19 protein-coding genes are annotated in these 19,122 nt (G+C 67.0%); 12 read left to right on the plus strand and 7 right to left on the minus strand.

Annotation, left to right across the window (positions count from 1 at the left end):
- The 5 genes from C9412_RS20950 to C9412_RS20600 all read left to right on the plus strand — a co-directional run.
- Positions 1–975: DUF2345 domain-containing protein (locus C9412_RS20950; protein ID WP_258190293.1), on the plus strand; the 975-nt coding region annotated here is incomplete at its 5' end.
- 6 nt (positions 976–981) lie between these two features.
- Complete coding sequence (locus C9412_RS20590) at positions 982–1,371, plus strand: hypothetical protein (protein WP_146160160.1); 390 nt, start codon at positions 982–984, stop codon at positions 1,369–1,371.
- An 88-nt stretch (positions 1,372–1,459) separates the two neighbouring features.
- Positions 1,460–2,740 (plus strand): hypothetical protein, encoded by a 1,281-nt coding sequence (locus C9412_RS15680; RefSeq protein ID WP_146160159.1) that lies wholly within the window; start codon positions 1,460–1,462, stop codon positions 2,738–2,740.
- Positions 2,737–3,579, plus strand: coding sequence for a hypothetical protein (locus C9412_RS20595; RefSeq protein WP_146160158.1), 843 nt, complete (start codon positions 2,737–2,739; stop codon positions 3,577–3,579). The genes C9412_RS15680 and C9412_RS20595 overlap by 4 nt, the downstream gene beginning before the upstream one ends.
- Positions 3,580–3,629: 50 nt before the next feature.
- Positions 3,630–4,490, plus strand: a complete 861-nt coding sequence (locus C9412_RS20600; protein ID WP_146160157.1) for a hypothetical protein — start codon at positions 3,630–3,632, stop codon at positions 4,488–4,490.
- A 283-nt stretch (positions 4,491–4,773) separates the two neighbouring features.
- Here C9412_RS20600 and C9412_RS15685 read toward each other — a convergent pair whose 3' ends face one another.
- From C9412_RS15685 to C9412_RS15705, 5 genes are all read right to left on the minus strand, one after another.
- On the minus strand, positions 4,774–5,256 hold the full coding sequence (locus tag C9412_RS15685) for a hypothetical protein (protein ID WP_107232496.1): 483 nt from the start codon (positions 5,254–5,256) through the stop codon (positions 4,774–4,776).
- The gene (locus C9412_RS15690; RefSeq protein WP_006399985.1) at positions 5,253–5,804 is read right to left on the minus strand and encodes an HdeD family acid-resistance protein; all 552 of its coding nucleotides are present in this window, start codon (positions 5,802–5,804) and stop codon (positions 5,253–5,255) included. The genes C9412_RS15685 and C9412_RS15690 overlap by 4 nt, the downstream gene beginning before the upstream one ends.
- Before the next feature lie 58 nt (positions 5,805–5,862).
- Entirely contained in the window at positions 5,863–6,558 is a 696-nt protein-coding gene (locus tag C9412_RS15695; protein ID WP_107232497.1) for a ComF family protein, read from the minus strand.
- 115 nt (positions 6,559–6,673) lie between these two features.
- Positions 6,674–7,996 (minus strand): chloride channel protein, encoded by a 1,323-nt coding sequence (locus tag C9412_RS15700; RefSeq protein ID WP_107232498.1) that lies wholly within the window; start codon positions 7,994–7,996, stop codon positions 6,674–6,676.
- Between the two features lie 105 nt (positions 7,997–8,101).
- Positions 8,102–9,004 carry a hypothetical protein gene (locus tag C9412_RS15705; protein ID WP_107232499.1) on the minus strand — a complete coding sequence of 301 codons (903 nt, stop codon included), beginning with the start codon at positions 9,002–9,004 and terminating at the stop codon, positions 8,102–8,104.
- A gap of 203 nt (positions 9,005–9,207) precedes the next feature.
- On the opposite strand from C9412_RS15705, the gene bioB reads away from it, so the two are divergent.
- The 5 genes from bioB to bioC all read left to right on the plus strand — a co-directional run bounded on the left by bioB (position 9,208) and on the right by bioC (position 14,047).
- Complete coding sequence (gene bioB, locus C9412_RS15710) at positions 9,208–10,251, plus strand: biotin synthase BioB (protein WP_107232500.1); 1,044 nt, start codon at positions 9,208–9,210, stop codon at positions 10,249–10,251.
- 67 nt (positions 10,252–10,318) lie between these two features.
- Entirely contained in the window at positions 10,319–11,542 is a 1,224-nt protein-coding gene (gene bioF, locus C9412_RS15715; protein WP_107232501.1) for an 8-amino-7-oxononanoate synthase, read from the plus strand.
- Positions 11,543–11,561: 19 nt separating this feature from the next.
- The gene (bioH, locus tag C9412_RS15720; RefSeq protein ID WP_107232502.1) at positions 11,562–12,341 is read left to right on the plus strand and encodes a pimeloyl-ACP methyl ester esterase BioH; all 780 of its coding nucleotides are present in this window, start codon (positions 11,562–11,564) and stop codon (positions 12,339–12,341) included.
- Between the two features lie 29 nt (positions 12,342–12,370).
- The gene (locus C9412_RS15725; RefSeq protein ID WP_107232503.1) at positions 12,371–13,150 is read left to right on the plus strand and encodes an SDR family oxidoreductase; all 780 of its coding nucleotides are present in this window, start codon (positions 12,371–12,373) and stop codon (positions 13,148–13,150) included.
- A 12-nt stretch (positions 13,151–13,162) separates the two neighbouring features.
- On the plus strand, positions 13,163–14,047 hold the full coding sequence (gene bioC, locus C9412_RS15730) for a malonyl-ACP O-methyltransferase BioC (RefSeq protein ID WP_107232504.1): 885 nt from the start codon (positions 13,163–13,165) through the stop codon (positions 14,045–14,047).
- Positions 14,048–14,248: 201 nt separating this feature from the next.
- On the opposite strand, the gene C9412_RS15735 is transcribed toward bioC, so the two are convergent.
- Positions 14,249–14,893 carry a YdcF family protein gene (locus tag C9412_RS15735; protein ID WP_181358704.1) on the minus strand — a complete coding sequence of 215 codons (645 nt, stop codon included), beginning with the start codon at positions 14,891–14,893 and terminating at the stop codon, positions 14,249–14,251.
- Positions 14,878–15,840, minus strand: a complete 963-nt coding sequence (locus C9412_RS15740; protein WP_107232506.1) for a pyridoxal-phosphate dependent enzyme — start codon at positions 15,838–15,840, stop codon at positions 14,878–14,880. The genes C9412_RS15735 and C9412_RS15740 overlap by 16 nt, the downstream gene beginning before the upstream one ends.
- 159 nt (positions 15,841–15,999) lie before the next feature.
- Between C9412_RS15740 and C9412_RS15745 the strand changes: the two genes are divergently transcribed.
- Positions 16,000–16,473 (plus strand): hypothetical protein, encoded by a 474-nt coding sequence (locus C9412_RS15745; protein ID WP_107232507.1) that lies wholly within the window; start codon positions 16,000–16,002, stop codon positions 16,471–16,473.
- A 577-nt stretch (positions 16,474–17,050) separates the two neighbouring features.
- The gene (gene mnmG, locus C9412_RS15755; protein WP_107232509.1) at positions 17,051–18,940 is read left to right on the plus strand and encodes a tRNA uridine-5-carboxymethylaminomethyl(34) synthesis enzyme MnmG; all 1,890 of its coding nucleotides are present in this window, start codon (positions 17,051–17,053) and stop codon (positions 18,938–18,940) included.
- The last annotated feature ends 182 nt before the right edge of the window (positions 18,941–19,122 follow it).

Genomic DNA, 19,122 nt, shown 5'->3' on the forward strand with positions numbered 1-19,122 from the left:
CAGGAACGCGCGGCCTCCACGGTGATGGACAACGCCAGCGTGGTGGCCCAGCTCAAGGGCGCCGAGCGCAGCCTGGAACAGATGCAGCAGACCCTGGCCCAGCAGCAGGTGCCGGGCCTGGCCGAGTTTGAACGTACAAAGCAGCTGCGCGAACAGATCGACCCGCAGGCGCAGGGCCGCTTCCAGGGCGAGGTGAACGGACAGAGCGCGATGAAGCCCGGCAGCGACGGCCGCAGCCCCGGCGAGCAGCCGGTGGAACGGCTGGGCACGCCGCTGCTGCTGGCCGAAGCGCCGCACCACATCGCCTGGACCACCCCGGCCAGCGCGGTGGCCTATGCCGGGCAGAACCTGCAGATGACGGTGCAGCAGGACCTGCACGTCAGCGCCGGCGAGACCCTGGCCACGGTGTCGGGCGAGCATGTCTCGCTGTTCGCGCAGAGCGGCCCGCTGCGGGTGATCGCCGCGCAGGGGCCAGTCAGCCTGCAGGCCAACGATGGCGAACTGGAACTGCTGAGCGAGCAGGCGCTGACCATCACCGCCACCGACGACCGCATCGACGTGCTGGCGCAGACCAAGGTGGTGCTGCAGGCCGGCAACAGCGCAATCACGCTGGAGGGCGGCAACATCACCTTCAGCTGCCCGGGCGAGTTCAAGGTCAAGGCGGGCGAGCATCCGTTCATGGCTGGAGAGTTCAAGCCCGCAGGCATCGTTGGGCTGCCGAGGCAGCTTGCGCCGCGCTTGAAGTATCGCGGGAAGCTTCGGGTGGTGGATGCGCAGCAGCGGGCGCGGCCCAGTACGTACTACAAGATTGTCACCGCTGCGGGCGAGGTGTTGGCTCAGGGCGTTACCGATGACAGTGGGCGCAGCATCACGGTGGGAACCGAATCCGGCGACGCGCTTACGGCCTACATCGGCAATGGAGGCTGGACCATCGAAACATTGATCGATGGACAGGATGACGCATGCGACTGCTGAGTCTCGATGTCGGCAAAGATCCAGGAGAAACCACCCGTGCACGCATTTTCTGATGCCTGTTCAACAGGCTCGACGCAGCTTCACTTCGCGACCAGCTTCGGCGAGCCACTGGACAAAGTCACATACCGACTGAGAGACGGTCGAGGGAATACCTTTGTTGGCAGCACCTCAACAGATGGCCGGGGTGTCAGGCTGTCTTCCCACCACGACGGCGGCCCGGTGGAGCAGGAAGGAACATGGCGGCTGTCCGGCTCTGGTCCTGTGCAGATCGATATACACCGCGACGATGACTCCTGGAAGCCCATTGGAAGCTTCTGCTATCACGCTCACCAGCGCAGCAGCGTAGTGATCACGGCCAACGCTACCGCCTTCCCCTTCCAGGTGGAAATCGCATGACCTCAGCAAAGCGGAGGAAGAACTGATGCGGCATCGGAATCAGCCGCCCGCCGCGGCCATCGTGGTCCGCGATCGCGACAACGTGGCCATGAACGTCTACCACGTTCCAGTCAGGCACCATGTCGAGATCACCTTCACGATGAGAGGCGGGAATGACGGGAAGACTACTCAGCTGACCAAGGGACTGCCCTACGTCGTAGTACATGCGCGTCCGGAGGATCCCAGCCACTGGCGCGTGCTGGAGCGCCCAAGGAACGCTTCCGGGAAGACGTCCTCGCAGGGAAAAGCACATGTGCTCCTCCAGGGTGCGGGGAAGTACAGGATCTACATCAATGAGCCCACAGAACAATTTCTTCCGCGTAGCACTTTTTCGATACAGCAGCATGCGCTTGCCGACGGTCGAAGCAGCGGTCGTGACGTGCAGCCACTGGTCGAGCTGGACGTGATCGAAGCAGCCGATCTAAGCCTGTCTGTCCGCACCACCCACCCCAATGGCCTGCTGCGCACTCGTGGCGTGGCAGCTGACTCCATCGCAGCGGACGGCGTAGCTCTTCAGTTGACGAGTTATCACGAGGCCAGCAGCAAGAAGGTCAAGCCCTTGGATCTTGGGCGCCACCTTATCTCCTTCCAGGCGTGGGCTGATGCATCTCGCACCTATGGCAGTGAGCACCCTCTCATCGAGGCCAGCGACTATCGCGAACAACTACGCATCATCTATGGCGAGCGATTGACGATGAACAGCGCACACGACGCTCACTTGCATGACCGGATATTTGAGCATGGCGACAAACGGATTGAGTTCAACCACCAGTCAACCACCGGCGGACGCGGGCGACTCTCCTTCCGCGAAGATAACGGCCATGCAGGAAACCGCATGACTGCAGATGAGAGCCTACGCAGGACACATCCAGCAGCCATGGAGTTCCTCTTGAGGATGATGCATGACCTGGACATCTCGCACATTCGATCCACCGGTGCGTGGCGCCCGCACTTCGGCTCCGTTCTGCATCGCTATGCCTCTGCGCTGGACATTACAAAAGCAGAGGCAGCGGTAGCCGACAACGACGGCCGCTTGAGCCGAGTAGAGGTCCGCTTTCACCGCGAACTTGGCAAAGAGTGCAACCCGATTCCACCTAGAGGGGCGGAGTTAGATATCAACAGGCGTAGGCGTGAACTTAGTTTCAGAGTACATGCGTACATAGCGCAGGCCAAACAAAACGGTGCGCTGGGGTGGATCGGCGGACCGTGGCGGCTGACGAACGACCAGCTCGGCATCGCACAGCCACCCGGCCAAGGAGCATTGGCATTCGCCACTGATGACACGCACGTGCATCACATTCACATCAGCCTGGGATACGTCGAATCATGAAAATGATGCTGCTTCTTTCCCTCGTATCTGCAGGCACAATCCAGGCACCGATTGACGATCTTCCAACAGCAACCGGGAAAGACTGCCCACCGCCACCCGCCACCGTCCGCTTTCTTGAAGGCCGCCAGTATCAGTGTGAGCCCGAAGAAGGCGAGGATGCTTACAAGGACGTAACCCCTCCAGACGACAGCGCGCATTGGAGCCTAAACTTCGGCAGCGTCGAACAGCCCCCCCTTGGGACCAGCAACTTCCACTGGGTTGATACTTGGCCATTCCGATCCATCGTCATTATGAGTCTACCGGCACGCCAAAGCAGAGATGCGCACTACATTTTTGATCGTAACGGCACCGTAATCGCCTCGAGCAAAGAGGAAGCGATCGGTGAAAGAATGGCGGAGATGACAATCTCAGGGTTGCGCGTTTGGCCCACCGCCAATGTGTACTACCGCATGCCTACCGGCAAGAATGGCGACGCAGGAACGGTCCGTGATCCCATGCAAAGGGTTAACGATCCGTCGTACTTTGCACTGATAGTCGATCAAGGCGTGCTCTGCCCAGTTCTCGAAGAGTCCGAGTTTGTGAACTGGCCGCGCGACCGGCGCTCTGGCGACAACACTGGGACCTACATCAACGGCCACTGCGGGGATGCTGAAAGCCGCACATTCAGCTCCCCGGGGATCGAGCATGATCCGGAGACGTATTACATGTATCCGGGATTTCCAATCAGCAAGCTCGAGCTTTTTTGGACCTTTCAACGCCATGACGAGCCAGAACGTCCAGTGCGCGACCGAAAAGGGAAGTGTGTTGCGCTGTGCCGCAGCGATGAGTCGAAGCGCTAGAACGTATCCAAGGTTTGTGTGCCATTGAACTGCAGGAATCGACATCACCCATGAAGTACGCCCTGTTTTCCTTGCTACTCCTGTCAAGTGCGGCCTCTGACGCGCCTGCAGGTGAGTTGAAGAGCCCACCGCGACGTATCGAATGTCCTGGCACACCCGCCATCACCTTCGTCAATCGCGATGGGCAGATGCTGCATTGTGTGCGGGATGGAGATGAGCCCTATCGACATATTCCCTTCCCGGACGACCGGTCGATCTGGCGACTACCTCTTGGTATGGATCACCCCATCGAACCCAGCATGCTGAGCTACAGTCCTGCTGCGGAATGGCCGTTCAGATCCATTGTCATCGCAGACGACCCCACTGCCATGGGCCGCGAGTACTACTACCTGTTCAACCGTGCTGGCGTTATCACCCACTCCAGTGACCCCGCTGCCGTAGGTGAGCAGATGATGGAAATTCGACTCGAGCAAGCGCGGCTATGGCCTTGGGCTTCGGTCTACTACCGAGCCCCACGCACAACAGCCCTGCAAAGGTCACGATCGTTCAACGCCGTGGCGCGCATCGATCAGACATCACGCTATGCCCTCGTCGTAGATGGAGGCTTGCTCTGTCCTGTGCTGCATAGCCGCCTGTATTCAGACTCGGAGGACCCGCGAACTCCGCCGTCCTTGGAGACAGCCTACCTCAACGGACACTGTGCGAGCGCCTTCCGTGCAGATTCACAGCTTGCGCCGGACGCGCACGGGCAATGGCTCGCCTACCCGGGGTCTTCGATCGATGGCCTCAACATGATCTGGAGCGTGCAGCGCCATGACTCGCCTGTACGACCGATCATGGGCCAAGATGGAACGTGTCTGGCGCAGTGCGACGCCGACAAGGGCGAACACCCACCGACTGACCGCTCATGAACTTGATCCCTCTAGTTGCGGCACTTGCAGGCGCGCAGATGGATTGTGATCGGCTACCCGGAAGTGCACTCGGCCCCGTCAACTGCCCGGAGCCGCCCGCCACCATCTACACGGCCGAGGGTCGCATCCATGAGTATCGACCGGCCACGCTACTACACCTACCCTGGATTCAAGGCCGGCGGCCTCGATCTCCTATGGAGCTACCAGCGTCATGATGAGCCGGAGCGTCCACTCCTCAATCGAAAAGGTGAATGTGTAGCCTTCTGCACGCACCTGCCCACCCCTACCGTTCCACCGGCGCAGACCCGGTGATGTGCTTCTCCAGCGCCTTGGCATCACTACCGGCCAACCCACTCAGATTCATCGATTCAGAGAACGGTCCCTGCACCGTTGCCACCATCAGCACCCGGCCATCCACGCTGATCGCCATGCGCTGGCCGACCATGGCCGCCGTGCCATCGTGGATGCGCTGGTGCGCCTCGGGTCGATAACGGATCTGCAGTGCGGTCAGGCCGTAGTCATCCTGCACAGCGCGCACATCGGCGATGTCCGCGCTGCTGGCAATCGGGGGCTCGCGCAGCGTCAATGCCTCGTCCTGCCACTGCACCGGCACGCCCTTGCCGGCCGCATCGACCGCGCTCAGGCGCACATCCACACCGGGAAGTGGCGGGCGGTCCGCTCCCACCCGCGTACCGGGCGTGGCCGCTGGCATGCAGCCGGCCAGGACCATCGCCGCGCCCAGCACCACTGGAAGCAGCGCCCTCACTTCAGCTTCCGCAGCTTGAATGCCACCAGCACCTGCAGCAGCCCGTACAACAGGCTGCCGATGCCGATCCACAACGTGGTCACGGCCACACCCGCATACGGGTTGGCGGCGAACAACAGGCCCAGCACCACGGCCAGCACACCACTGAGAATCAGCAGCCACTCGCCCTGGATCTGCTTGCGTACGCGGATCGCAAACACGATGCGGTAGATGCCCGCCACCAGCAGCCAGGCGGCCAGGAACAGCACCAGCACGCTGGCGGTGGCCAGCGGATTGATCACCGCCAGGATGCCGAAGCCCAGCGAGGCGATGGCATACAGCGCCAGCCAGCCGCGCGAGGCGCCGCTACCGCCGCTGACCAGCGCGAAGAGGCTGATGACACCCTCGACAATCGCCATCACACCCAGCGTCCACGCCAGTGCCATCGCCGCCGACAGCGGCCAGCCGATGGCGACAATTCCGAAGCCCAATGCGACAAGCCCATACAGCAGCAGGATCCACCAGCTGCGCCCAACCGCCGACAACAAGGGAGACAAGGGGGAATTCATGGCCACTCCTTCGATCCGGAATCGGCCCCATCCTAGCCGCTCCACATGAAAGCGGTGATCACGGCACCCGCGCGCAGACCCACACGCGCACCTCGTCGGCGCCCGCCAGGCGCAGCGTCTCGGCAATCTCCATGACTGTGCTGCCCGTGGTCATCACATCGTCCACGACGGTCAACCCTGCAGGCACCGGCCCGCGCACATCGAAGGCATCGAACAGGTTCTCCCGGCGCTGTTCGGCGCTGCGCTCGGACTGCGGCGCAGTATGCCGACGCCGGTACAGCCCGTGCCAGACCGGCATCGGCAACAACCGGCACAGTTCTGCGGCCTGGTTGTAGCCACGCTGGCGCAGGCGCCGGTTGTGCAGCGGCACCGGGGCCAGCGGCGGGCACGACCACGGCGGTGCAGCACGCAGCATCAGCTGTACCAGCAGGCGCCCGGCGGCCAGATCCTGGTGGAACTTGTAGCGCACCAGCAACTGATCGACCGGTGGCAGGTACAGCAGGCTGGCATGGGTGGCGGCCTGCGGTGGTGCCTCCTCGCGGCAACTGCCGCAGACGATCAACGCGGTCTCCGGCAGCGGCAGTGCGCAGCGCAGGCAGGCACGGCCGGACCAGGGCAGATCGGCGAGGCAGGCGCGGCAGAGGTCGAGATCATCATGGCCCGGGTCACCACAGACCAGGCAGCGCAACGGCATGAGCAGATGAAGCAGCGAGTGGAACATGCCGTGGAAGGCGTGGGCAGGTGACAGGCGCATGGCCCAGCCTTCCATGGCATCACGCGCGTGACCATCGGCAGACGCCGCATCCCGGTATCAGGCCGCGCTGCCCATGCCATCGGTGCGTACCTTGGTCAATATTCCCTCGATGCGACTAGCTGGCGCGTTCGCGCGCTGCCGCCGGCATCAGCAGCAACTCCGCCAACCCGCGATAGATCGGCACCCGGCACACCAGCCCGGATACGCCACGCGCAATCAGCACCGTGGCCAGGATCGGCAGCAGCAGATCGCCGCTGTCGGTCAGTTCCAGCGAGATCACCGCCGAGGTCAGCGGTGCCTGGGTGACGCCGGTGAGGTACGCGCACATGCCCAGCAGTACGAACGCGCGCGGGTCCACGCCGGGCATCAACACGGCGAGGTTGTGGCCCAGTCCCGCGCCGACCGCCAGCGCCGGCGAGAACAGGCCGCCGGGGATGCCGGCGACATAGGAGGCCAGATTGGCCAGCAGCTTCATCAGTCCGAACTCGTGGCCGACCAGCGCCTGCCCCTGCACCAGGCTGCGCGCCTGTTCGTAGCCGGTGCCGAACGCTCCTTCGCCGAACACCAGCGCCAGCAGCACCACCACCAAGCCGCAGCCAGCGGCCAGCAGTACCGGATGGCGCTGCCGCAGCTGGCCCAGCCAGCGCGGGCGGCCCGCCGCACTGGCCAGCACTGCACGTGCGAACAGGCCACCCAGCAGGCCCGCCACCACCCCGCACAGCAGGATCGCCAGCCAGCCCTGGCCCAGTGGCAGGCGCGCGCTCACATGGCCGAAGTAGGTGTAGTTGCCGAGCAGGCCCAACGACACCACGCCGCCGACGATCACCGCGGTCAGCAAGGTGCCGGAGAAGCGATGCTCGAAGCGGCCACTGAGTTCTTCGATGGCAAACACGATGCCGGCCAACGGCGTATTGAACGCGGCAGCGATGCCGGCGGCGCCACCGGCCAGCAGGAAATGCGAGAGCTCACGCGGATCCTTGAAGCCGAACCAGCGCCCGAACAGATACATCAGGCTGGCGCCCACGTGCACGGTCGGGCCTTCGCGGCCCACCGACGCGCCGCCCAGCAGCGACAGCGAGGTCAGCAGCAGCTTGCCGGCCGAGACCGCAGGCGAGAGATTGCTGCTGCGGAATGACTCATCCGGCTTGTCCAGCGCGGCGATGACCTGCGGAATGCCACTGCCGCGGGTCGGTTTCAGCACACCTGCGGTCAACCAGGCCAGCAGCGCGAAGATGCCCGGCGTGAGCAGCAGGGCCCACCACGGCGAGTGCGCGGTGATGCGCTGGAACACATGGAAGGCCGCGTCGCTGGCCTTGGCGAACAGGATCGCCACCAGTGCCACGGCTACGGCGCCGCCCCACAACGCGGCGCGCCGGCGCCAGGCCTCGCTGAGGACCAGCGCGGTGATGCGGCCGCGAAGGCGATGGAGATCGGTCATGCTGGGCAGTCTGGACGCGGCGGGAGCACGCGGACAGCGGCTACTGTGGCTGAAGGCCTTGCAGGATGCGGTGAAATGCAGCACCCACCATAGCGCGACGGACAATCAGTCCTCGTCCAGCGCCTCCGGCACCGCCACTTTCCGCAGCAGTTTCAACGTGTGCCCTTCCAGCACATAGAAGTAGGCGTAGTGTCCGGTCCTGTCGTAGTTGCTGTCGTACTCGCTGCCTTCGGCCACCACCAGCGCGCTGTGCGGATCGATCCTGACAATGTTCGGGCCGAGTTCCCCGCCCAGGCTCTGCGGCAGCGGCTTGCCGGTGCGCAGGCTGATGAAGGTCTGCGAGAAACAACTGGTGCCGCAGCCCCAGCCGGCGACGGTGTACTCGCCCGCGAACTCGACCTTGCCGTCCTTCAGTGCCGCCGACATCCGTGTCTTGAACATGCGCGCTTCACGCGTACTCATGTCCAGCGCAGCGGCTGGCCCCCTGTAGACCTTCGCCACCGGATAGTCGGCGAGCTTCGGGCCGCCTGCCTCGCCACTGAAGATCGCCTCGCGGATACGGGCGTTCTCGCCAATTTCCGCGACCGTGGGCTCGTCCGACGCATCCTCCGCTGCCAGCGGCTGTGCGGCCTGCGCCTGCATGACGGCGCGCTGCCGCAGACGCTCGTTGCTCGCCTGAAAGCTATGCGCCAGCGCATCACAGTCTGGCTTGGAGACGCCGCACTTCACCGACATCTGCATGGCCACCTGACCGTCTTCGGCCACCAGCTCGCGCCGGACAATCGAGGGATGCCAGCCATTGGCCGGCGTGGTGACGGACCAGAACACCGGCCCGGCCGGATCGTGCAGCACGATCCAGTCGTTCTCCTGGCGCTCGCTGATCGAGGGCTGCGCACGCAGTGCGGCCAGCGCCTGCTGCGGAGAGGTGTAGGTAATGGCGCCGCGCGCGCGGCTTTGCGCGTGGGCCTGCACGGCCCACCCCGTACACAGCAGCAGCGCGGTGATCACCCCGGCCCATCTGCGCCTGCCTGGCACCGGCAACGTCTGCATTCCCTGCTGTCCGAAGGTGGCTCCGGCCGATGGTAGCGCCCGCGGCGATGGGCTGGAAATGGCATTATTTCTGTAAACCATAGAAATAACATTGTGGTTGACAGCAAATCCTCCGCCACCCACACTGCCGCCCTCGCTCCACTTGTACCCAAGGTCCCGCCATGGCTGCTGCCATCCGCCACGACTGGCAACACGACGAACTGCAGTCGCTGTTCGAGCTGCCGTTCCCCGAGCTGCTGTTCCGCGCCGCAGCGGTCCACCGCGAGCACTTCGACCCGGCCCAGGTACAGGTCTCCACGCTGCTGTCGGTGAAAACCGGCGGCTGCCCGGAAGACTGCGCGTACTGCCCGCAGGCGCAGCGCTACAGCACCGGGGTGAACGCGCAGAAGCTGATGGAGACCGACGCGGTGCTGGCCAAGGCGCGCCAGGCCAAGGCTGCCGGTGCGTCGCGCTTCTGCATGGGCGCCGCATGGCGTTCGCCCAAGGACCGCGACATCCCGAAGGTGGCGGCAATGATCGCCGGGGTGAAAGCGCTGGGCCTGGAAACCTGCGCCACGCTGGGCATGCTCAGCGGCGAACAGGCGCGCGCCCTGAAGGACGCCGGGCTGGACTACTACAACCACAATCTGGATACGGCGCCGGACTACTACGATTCGATCATCCACACGCGCCAGTACCAGGATCGCCTGGACACGCTGGAACACGTGCGCGATGCCGGCCTGAAGACCTGCTGCGGCGGCATCGTCGGCATGGGCGAAACGCGCGCGCAGCGCGTTGGTCTGCTGCTGGCGCTGGCCACGCTGCCGGCGCATCCGGATTCGGTGCCGATCAACAAGCTGGTGCAGGTGGCAGGCACGCCGCTGCATGGCAGTGCCGAGCTGGATCCGTTCGAGTTCGTGCGCATGATCGCCGTGGCGCGCATCGCCATGCCGCGCGCGATGGTGCGGCTGTCGGCCGGTCGCGAGGCGATGAGCGACGAGTTGCAGGCGCTGTGCTTCCTGGCCGGGGCCAATTCGATCTTCTACGGCGACAAGCTGCTGACCACCGGCAACCCGGAAAGCGAACGCGACCTGGCCCTGTTCACCCGGCTTGGGCTGCAGCCGATGGCGGTGCAGGTCGATGCCGAAGGGCATGACCACGGCGGCACCGTGCATGCCGATATCAGTGCCGATGCGCCTGGCTGCGGCTGCGCTCACGCGGCCTGAGACGCGGCACAGGCAGGCGCGGCAGCAACGCGCTACCCTAGCCGCCCCGTCGCCGCATTCAGCCGCCATGGCCCGCCCCGACCTGACCGCCCGCCTCCACGCCCAACGCGCCCTGCGCGATGCCCAAGGCCGACGCCGCACGCGGCGCACGGTCAGCCGCCGTGATGGCGTCCGCCTGGAAGTGGACGGCCAGTGGCTGACCGGCTTCTGCAGCAACGACTATCTGGGCCTGGCCCAGCAGTTCAGCGTGGTCAACGCATTGCAGGATGCCGCCGCGCGCGAAGGCGCCGGTGCCGGTGCCTCGCACCTGGTCTGCGGCCACCACGCGATGCACGACGCGCTGGAGCGCGAAGTGGCCGAGTGGCTGGGCTACCCGCGTGCGTTGCTGTTCGGCAGTGGCTTCGCCGCCAACCTGGCGGTGCAGCAGGCGCTGCTGAGCGAAGAGAACGACGTGTGCGTGCAGGACAAGCTCAACCACGCCAGCCTGCTCGATGCGACACGGCTGGCCGGTGCACGTCTGCGCCGCTATCCGCACCTGGATGCGGAAGGGGCGATGCGCCAGCTCAAGCATGCGCCGGAGGGCGCGGCGATGCTGGCCACCGACGGTGTCTTCAGCATGGACGGTGACATCGCGCCGTTGCGTGCGCTGTCGCTGGTGGCACGCCTGCAGCAGGCCTTGTTCTACGTGGACGACGCGCACGGTGTGGGCGTGGTCGGCGATGGCCGTGGCGCCGTAGCCGCCGCCGGGCTGGGCGTGGACGACGTTCCGCTGCAGCTGGTGACGCTGGGCAAGGCGCTGGGCGGTTCCGGCGCGCTGGTGCTGGGCCGCGACGACCTGATCGAGCATCTGGCCGAGACCGCGCGCCCCTACGTCTACACCACCGCCCTGCCACCGGCGATGGCCGCTGCTGCACTGGAAGCGGTGCGCCTGGCGCGCCGGGACAACTGGCGGCGTTCCAAGCTGGCCGACCTGATCGCCCTGTTCCGCGGCGAAGCGCGCCGCCACGGGCTGGATCTGATGGCGTCGGAAACGCCGATCCAGCCGCTGCTGTGCGGCGATGACCACACCGCCGTGACGATGTCCCACGCACTGGAACAGGCCGGCTGGCTGGTCGGTGCGATCCGGCCGCCGACCGTGCCGGAAGGCAAGGCACGGCTGCGCGTCACCCTGTCCGCGCTGCACACGCCGGAACAGGTGCGCGACCTGGTCGAAGCCATCGCCAGCGCGCGCGACCGCGTGGCCCTGTCCGTGCGCGAAGCCGCGCCGCCACCGCTGCCCGCCTTTGCCTGAGCCTGCTGTCGTTCCCCCCATGCATATCGAAGTGACCGGCCAGGGGCCGGACCTGGTACTGATCCACGGCTGGGCCCTGCAGGGCGGCGTGTTCGCGCCGCTGGTGGAGCGCCTGGCGGATCAGTTCACCCTGCATCTGGTCGATCTGCCCGGTCACGGCCACAGCCGCGAAGACACCACGCCGCTGCGCCTGCCGTTCGTGGTCAACGCCATTGCTGCGGCCACGCCGCCGGCGGTGTGGTGCGGCTGGTCGCTGGGTGGCCTGTTCGCGCTGCACGCAGCGGCGACGCTGCCCAAGGTGCGCGGGCTGGCGATGATCGCCGCCACGCCGCGATTCGTGCGCGGCGAGGACTGGCCGCATGCGGTGGAACCGGCGGTGTTCGAGCAGTTCGGGCGCGAGCTGGCCACTGACTTCGGCGGCACCCTGGAACGCTTCCTGGCACTGGATGTGATGGGCTCGGCGCATGCCCGCGAGGAGCTGCGCACCCTGCGCCAGCGCCTGGTCGAGCGCGGCGCACCGACCGAACGCGCCTTGCTGGAAGGCCTGCGCCTGCTGGAAGGCACCGATCTGCGCGGCGCGCTGCCCACGCTGGGCAAGCCCAGCCTGTGGATCGCCGGCCAGCGTGACCGCCTGGTGTCGCCGGCGGCGATGCAGACCGCTGCGGCGCTTACCCCGGGCGCGCAGGCGCTGACCATCGCCCACGGCGGCCACGCGCCCTTCCTCGGCCATGCCGACGAGGTGGCCGCCGCCCTGCAACACTTCGTTGCCGGCCTGTCACCGGCCGATGGCGGACAATGAGCGCCTTCCGAACTCGGCAGGACTGACGCATGGATCTGGGTATCACTGGCCGCTGGGCACTGGTCTGCGGCGCCAGCAAGGGGCTCGGCCTGGGCTGCGCGCGTGCACTGGTGCGCGAGGGCGTGAACGTGGTGATCGTCGCCCGCGGCGACGCCGCACTGCAGGCAGCGGCCGCTGGACTGCGTGCACTGCCTGGTGCGGGCGAGGTGCGCGCGGTCGCCGCCGACGTCACCACTGAAGCGGGGCGCGCCACCGCACTGGCTGCGTGCCCGCAGGTGGACATCCTGGTCAACAACGCCGGTGGCCCGCCGCCGGGTGACTTCCGCACCTTCGAGCGCGACGACTGGATCGCTGCGCTGGACGCCAACATGCTGGCGCCGATCGCCCTGATCCGTGCCACCGTGGACGCGATGATCGAGCGCGGCTTCGGCCGCATCGTCAACATCACCTCCTCGGCGGTGAAGGCCCCGATCGATATCCTGGCGCTGTCCAACGGCGCGCGCAGCGGCCTGACCGGCTTCGTCGCCGGCCTGTCGCGGCGCACCGTGGCCCACAACGTCACCATCAACAACCTGCTGCCTGGCCAGTTCGACACCGACCGCCTGCGCGCCAACTTCGCCCACAGTGCGGGCAAGGGCGGCGATGCGGGTGAAGTGGCAGAACGCCGCCGCCAGCAGATCCCCGCCGGCCGCTTCGGCACGCCGGACGAATTCGGCGCCGCCTGCGCCTTCCTGTGCAGTGCCCAGGCCGGTTACCTCACCGGGCAGAACCTGCTGATCGATGGCGGCGCCTACCCTGGTACGTTCTGAGAGACTTTCGCAATGCCGTCCCACTTCGATGCCCGCCATGTCCGCCGCGCGTTCTCGCGTGCCGCCACCCGCTACGACGCCGCTGCGGCCCTGCAGCGCGAGGTGCAGTCGCGGTTGATCGAATCGCTGGACTACCTGGAGGCACGCAAGCCGGAGGTGGTGCTGGACATCGGCGCCGGCACCGGTCACGCCAGTGCGCTGATGAAGAAGCGCTGGCCGAAGGCGCAGGTGATCGCCCTGGACATGGCGCTGCCGATGCTGGACCAGGCCAAGCGCCAGGCCGGCTGGTGGAAGCCGTTCCAGCGCCTGTGCGGCGATGCCACGGCGCTGCCGCTGGCCGACAACAGCGTGGACGTGATCTTCAGCAACCTGTGCCTGCAATGGGTGGACGACCTGCCAGCCGTTTTCGCCGGCTTCCGCCGCGTGCTCAAGCCCGGTGGGTTGCTGCTGTGCTCGACCTTCGGCCCGGAAACGCTGGTCGAGCTCAATGAGGCCTTCGCCGCCGCCGATGACCGCCCGCACGTGAGCCGCTTCGCGCAGATCGCGCAGTTCGGCGACGCGCTGATGATGGCCGGTTTCCGCGACCCGGTACTGGACCGCGACCTGTTCACCCTGACCTACGACGACCTGCCTTCGCTGATGCGCGAGCTGCGCGCGATGGGCGCGACCAACGCCCGCGTGGACCGCCGCCATACCCTGACTGGGCGCGGTCGTTTTGCCGCCGCCGCGGCAGCGTACGAGCCGATGCGTCGCGCCGACGGCAAGCTGCCGAGCAGCTGGGAAGTGATCTACGCCCACGCCTGGGCCCCGGACCCCGGCGCGCCGATCCGCGAAGGCGGGCATGACGTGGCCTCGGTGCCGGTGTCGGCGATTCCGATCCGGCGCAAGCAGACCTGACGGTCTGGTAGTGCCGGCCGCTGGCCGGCAACCTCACGATTCCATGGTGGGCATCTGCCGGCCAGCGGCCGGCACTACCGCATGCCACGCCGATCAGATCGCGATGCCGCCGGCATTGTGCCGACCAAGGTCGGCACCTGCCAAAGACAGGTGTCGGCCGGCACGCGAACCCGGTAGCGCCGGGCCATGCCCGGCGAGCGCTCAGGTATTGGCCGGTGAACTCAGCGGCGGGCGCACCAGATCGCGGTGAAAGAAGTAGATCTCCTGCACCAGGAAGCGCCAGCTGGTGTGGAAGCTGCGGAAGCGCGTGCTTGGCGTGGACGAGGCCAGCGCATCGATGCCCAGCGCCTTGCTCAGGCGCAGCGCGCGCGCCATGTGCAACGGGTCGCTGACGATGATCACCCGGCGCAGATGGCGCTGGTCCATCAGCCGCTTGGCCTCGACCAGATTCTGTACGGTGTTGCGCGAGGCGGTCTCGATCAGGATCGCGTCGTCCGGCACGCCATGCTTGAGCGCGTAACGCCGTGCCACCTGTGACTCGGAGAAGCGCGCACCGGTGCCGCCATAGCCGCCGGTGAAGATCAGCAGCGGCGCGTAGCGGGCGTCATACAGGTCCAGGCCATGGCGGATGCGCTCCTCGAACACGGGAGACGGCTTGGCGTCATAGGCGGCGGCACCCAGCACGATGATGGCGTCGGCCTTGGCCGCCTGGTCACGCTCACCAATCCAGACGATCCAGGCGGTCACACCCAGCAACCAGATCACCAGCACCACGAACAGCCGCCAGATCCAGCCCAGCAGGCCGGTACGCCGTCGCTGCCGGTCGCGACTCATGGCGCGCCCCAGCGCAGTGCCGGCAGGTCGACATTGCCGCCGGACAACACCAGCCCCACGCGCAGCCCCGCAAAGCGCTGCGGCTGCGCCAGTACCGCCGCCAGCACGGTGGCCGAAGACGGCTCCACCACCTGCTTGAGGACCTCCCACAGCAGGCGCATCGCGGCCATCGTGGCCGCGTCATCGACCACGATCACCTCGGCACCGGCTGCGCGCAGCAGCGCGAAGTTGGGCACACCGATCAGCGTGCGCAGGCCGTCGCAGATCGTGTCCGGGGTGAATGCGCCCTGGCGCTCGCCGGCAGCCAGCGAGCGCGCCGTGTCATCGGCACCGGCCGGCTCGGCCAACACCAGCCGGGTCTGCGGGCTGGCATGCTGCAGCGCCAGCGCGGTGCCGCTGGCCAGGCCCCCGCCGCCCACCGGAACCACCAGCACGTCGAACGGACCGTCACTGTGCAGCAGCTCCAGTGCGGCGGTGCCCTGCCCGGCCATGACCGCCGGGTCGGTATAGGGATGGACCAGGGTTGCGCCGGTATCGGCCTGCACCTTCGCGCAGGTGGCCTCGCGGTCGGCGATGGTCGGCGGGCAGTGCCAGAGCGTGGCGCCGTGGCGGGCGATGTTGGCCAGCTTGGCCGCGACCGCCCCTTCCGGCACCACCACATGGCAGGGAATGCCCCGGGTGCGGGCGGCCAGCGCGAGGGCAGCACCGTGGTTGCCGGAAGAGTGGGTGACCACGCCGCCGCTGGCGCGATCGGCATCCAGCGACCACACCGCGTTGCAGGCACCACGGAACTTGAACGCGCCGCCGCGTTGGAGATGCTCGGCCTTGAACGCCAGCTGCGCACCCGCCAGCGCATCGAGCGTGCGCGAACGCAGCACCGGGGTCACGCTGGCATGCGGGGCGATCCTCGCAGCAGCAAGCAGGACGTCTTCGACTCGGGGCCACAGTGAATCGCTCATGACGCAAGATTAACGTATGGCTCCACGCTGGCGACCCCGGCACAGGTCATGCCAGCATGGATGCCTTCGCCTCCATTCATCCTGGCCGGTGGAATTAAGGGCCGATTCAATGCCCGCGCACGAAGCTGGCCTCACACCCGTCCTCTGGGGGGACCCACGATGAAAACGCGCCTGTTGCTTGCCGGTGGCCTGTTGCTGGCCCTGACCGGCTGCACCACCTACGACTATGTCGGCGGCGGACGCAGTGGCAGCTACTACCACGGCGCGCCGTCGGTGGAGTACCGCTACCCGGCCGGCTATCCGTACAACTACGGCCCCTATTACGGGGGCTACGGCGGCTATTACGGCGGCTACGGCTATCCGTACTACTCGCGCCCGGTCTACCGCCCGCCGCACAACCACCGGCCGCCGCCGCGTCCGCCGGGCAACGGGGGCGAGCAGCGGCCGCCGCCGCGCCCGAACAATGGCGGTTCGCCCTGGCGCAACATGGACTCGATGCGACGGCCGCCGCAGGCGGACATGCCCCGACCGGCGCCGCCGGCACGACCGGCGCCGGCACCGAGCGCGCCGAGGATGAACGGTTCCCCCTGGCGCAACATGGATCGTGGGACGCAGCGCACACTTGAGCGCTGAACCGTCTTGCATTTCACACGGTCCAAGCCGCAATCTACGGGGACAGTGACGGCCCGCGTCACAAAGTGACAAAAACGACATGGGCCGTCGCAAACAGCTCTACGTCGATATCCGACAGGAACATCTGGATCCCCCCTGTTCCGGCCCTGTCGGATGTCGGCACCTCTGATGGCAGACGGCCCCGCATAGCGGGGCCGTTTGTTTTGGGTGACGCCGCAAGGGCATCCACGCGTGGCGTGGGTCTACCCAGAGGCCCAGCATCAGTAGATCCACGCCATGCGTGGATGGGGCCTTTCCCGGGGACGCCCCCCAAAAAAACAGGGCCGGACAGTCCCCCGACTGCCGGCCCTCTGCTCCCCCACCGTGCGCCTGTACCGGCCCCTGTTCCAATTCCGGTCACGGGCGCCTGCGGCGCCAGCCACGGTGGGTGCTATTGGGTTATCTGCAAAAAACCTGCCAACTTTAGTGTTGATTTCGGCGCCGCCCCCTTGGCGCCGACGCCGCCACCCCGATTGGCGCTAAAATCGCCACCCCGGCGCCGCCTCCGGTCGCGCCCGCCCCCAGCTGAACAGCCTCCATGAACCCGTCCTTCCATCGTTACGACGTCATCGTCATCGGCGGTGGCCACGCCGGCACCGAAGCCGCGCTGGCCGCGGCCCGCACCGGCGTGCGCACCCTGCTGCTGACCCACAACATCGAAACGGTGGGCGCGATGAGCTGCAACCCGGCCATCGGCGGCATCGGCAAGGGCCACCTCGTCAAGGAGATCGACGCCCTCGGTGGCGCGATGGCGCATGCCGCCGACCGCGCCGGCATCCAGTGGCGCACGCTCAATGCCTCCAAGGGCCCGGCCGTGCGCGCCACCCGCTGCCAGGCCGACCGCAACCTGTACCGCATGGCGATCCGCGCCATCGTCGAAGGCCAGGCCAACCTGACCGTGTTCCAGGCGGCGGTCGATGACCTGGTGATCGACGGCGACGCCGTGCGCGGGGTCATCACCCAGACCGGGCTGCGCTTCGACGCCGAAGCCGTGGTGCTGACCGCCGGCACCTTCCTGGCCGGCAAGATCCATGTCGGTCCGACCCAGTACGCCGCCGGCCGCATGGGCGATCCGCCGGCCACCACGCTGGCCGCGCGCCTGCGCGAGCGCCCGTTCCAGGTCGACCGCCTGAAGACCGGTACCCCACCGCGCATCGACGGCCGCTCGCTGGACTACAGCGTGATGGACGAGCAGCCCGGCGACACGCCGCGGCCGGTGATGTCCTTCCTCGGTTCGGTGGACGAGCATCCGCAGCAGGTCAGCTGCTGGATCACCCACACCACCGAACAGACCCACCAGATCATCCGCGACGCGCTGCACCGCTCGCCGCTGTACAGCGGCCAGATCGAAGGCATCGGTCCGCGCTACTGCCCGTCCATCGAAGACAAGGTGGTGCGCTTCGCCGAGAAGGCCAGCCACCAGATCTTCGTCGAACCCGAAGGCCTGGGCATCGTCGAGATCTACCCCAACGGCATCTCCACCTCGCTGCCGTTCGACGTGCAGCTGGAGATGGTGCGCAGCATCGTCGGTTTCCAGAACGCGCACATCACCCGCCCCGGCTATGCGATCGAGTACGACTTCTTCGACCCGCGTGGGCTGAAGGCTTCGCTGGAAACCAAGCTGGTCAACGGCCTGTTCTTCGCCGGCCAGATCAACGGCACCACCGGCTATGAAGAAGCCGCCGCGCAGGGCCTGCTGGCCGGCCTCAACGCCGCGCGCCAGGTGCGCGGGCTGGATGGCTGGTGCCCGCGTCGCGACGAGGCGTACCTGGGCGTGCTGGTGGATGACCTGATCACCCATGGCACCAACGAGCCGTACCGCATGTTCACCAGCCGCGCCGAGTACCGCCTGCAGCTGCGCGAGGACAATGCCGACCAGCGCCTGACCCCGGCCGGCCGCGAAATGGGCCTGGTCGACGACCGCCGCTGGAGCGCGTTCGAAACCAAGCAGGCCGCGGTTGCCGCCGAGCGCGCGCGGCTGGGCGCGCTGTGGGCGACCCCGGCCAATGCGCTGGGCCGCGAAGTGCAGGAAACGCTGGGCGTGGCGGTCAGCCGCGAAACCAACGTGCTGGACCTGATCAAACGCCCCGAGCTGGATTACGCACAGCTGATGCAGGTGCCGTCGCTGGGCCCGGCGGTGGCCGACGGCAAGGTGGCCGAACAGGTGGAGATCGGCGTGAAGTACGCCGGCTATCTGGACCGGCAGCGCGAGGAGATCGAGCGCCAGCAGCGGCATGAAGCCACGCCGATTGCCGAGGCGTTCGACTATGCGACGGTGCGCGGGTTGTCGGCCGAGGCGCTGCAGAAGCTGGAACGCGTGCGCCCGCAGACCATCGGCCAGGCACAGCGCATTCCGGGCATGACCCCGGCGGCGATCTCGCTGCTGCTGGTGCACCTGGAGCGCGCGCGCCGCGGACGCGTGGCGTAAGGCAGGACCGTCCGCTTCTGGTGGGTGCCGACCTTGGTCGGCACAGATCATCCGATCGCGATGCTGCATGCATGTGTGCCGACCAAGGTCGGCACCTACCAAGCCTCCCGCCCCGGTAGATCCACGCCATGCGTGGATGAAGGCCTCCGTGCCGACCAAGGTCGGCAGCTACCGGAACGGGC

This window comes from Stenotrophomonas sp. Nf1, from assembly GCF_003028475.1.
Lineage (GTDB): Bacteria > Pseudomonadota > Gammaproteobacteria > Xanthomonadales > Xanthomonadaceae > Stenotrophomonas.

Excerpts from the sequence above, each read along its gene's own strand:
- C9412_RS20590 (WP_146160160.1), top strand. The coding sequence starts at position 982 with ATGTCGGCAAAGATCCAGGAGAAACCACCCGTGCACGCATTTTCTGAT.
- C9412_RS15680 (WP_146160159.1), top strand. The coding sequence starts at position 1,460 with ATGAACGTCTACCACGTTCCAGTCAGGCACCATGTCGAGATCACCTTC.
- C9412_RS20595 (WP_146160158.1), top strand. The coding sequence starts at position 2,737 with ATGAAAATGATGCTGCTTCTTTCCCTCGTATCTGCAGGCACAATCCAG.
- C9412_RS20600 (WP_146160157.1), top strand. The coding sequence starts at position 3,630 with ATGAAGTACGCCCTGTTTTCCTTGCTACTCCTGTCAAGTGCGGCCTCT.
- C9412_RS15690 (WP_006399985.1), bottom strand. The coding sequence starts at position 5,804 with ATGAATTCCCCCTTGTCTCCCTTGTTGTCGGCGGTTGGGCGCAGCTGG.
- C9412_RS15695 (WP_107232497.1), bottom strand. The coding sequence starts at position 6,558 with ATGCGCCTGTCACCTGCCCACGCCTTCCACGGCATGTTCCACTCGCTG.
- C9412_RS15700 (WP_107232498.1), bottom strand. The coding sequence starts at position 7,996 with ATGACCGATCTCCATCGCCTTCGCGGCCGCATCACCGCGCTGGTCCTC.
- bioB (WP_107232500.1), top strand. The coding sequence starts at position 9,208 with ATGGCTGCTGCCATCCGCCACGACTGGCAACACGACGAACTGCAGTCG.
- bioF (WP_107232501.1), top strand. The coding sequence starts at position 10,319 with ATGGCCCGCCCCGACCTGACCGCCCGCCTCCACGCCCAACGCGCCCTG.
- bioH (WP_107232502.1), top strand. The coding sequence starts at position 11,562 with ATGCATATCGAAGTGACCGGCCAGGGGCCGGACCTGGTACTGATCCAC.
- C9412_RS15725 (WP_107232503.1), top strand. The coding sequence starts at position 12,371 with ATGGATCTGGGTATCACTGGCCGCTGGGCACTGGTCTGCGGCGCCAGC.
- bioC (WP_107232504.1), top strand. The coding sequence starts at position 13,163 with ATGCCGTCCCACTTCGATGCCCGCCATGTCCGCCGCGCGTTCTCGCGT.
- C9412_RS15740 (WP_107232506.1), bottom strand. The coding sequence starts at position 15,840 with ATGAGCGATTCACTGTGGCCCCGAGTCGAAGACGTCCTGCTTGCTGCT.
- C9412_RS15745 (WP_107232507.1), top strand. The coding sequence starts at position 16,000 with ATGAAAACGCGCCTGTTGCTTGCCGGTGGCCTGTTGCTGGCCCTGACC.
- mnmG (WP_107232509.1), top strand. The coding sequence starts at position 17,051 with ATGAACCCGTCCTTCCATCGTTACGACGTCATCGTCATCGGCGGTGGC.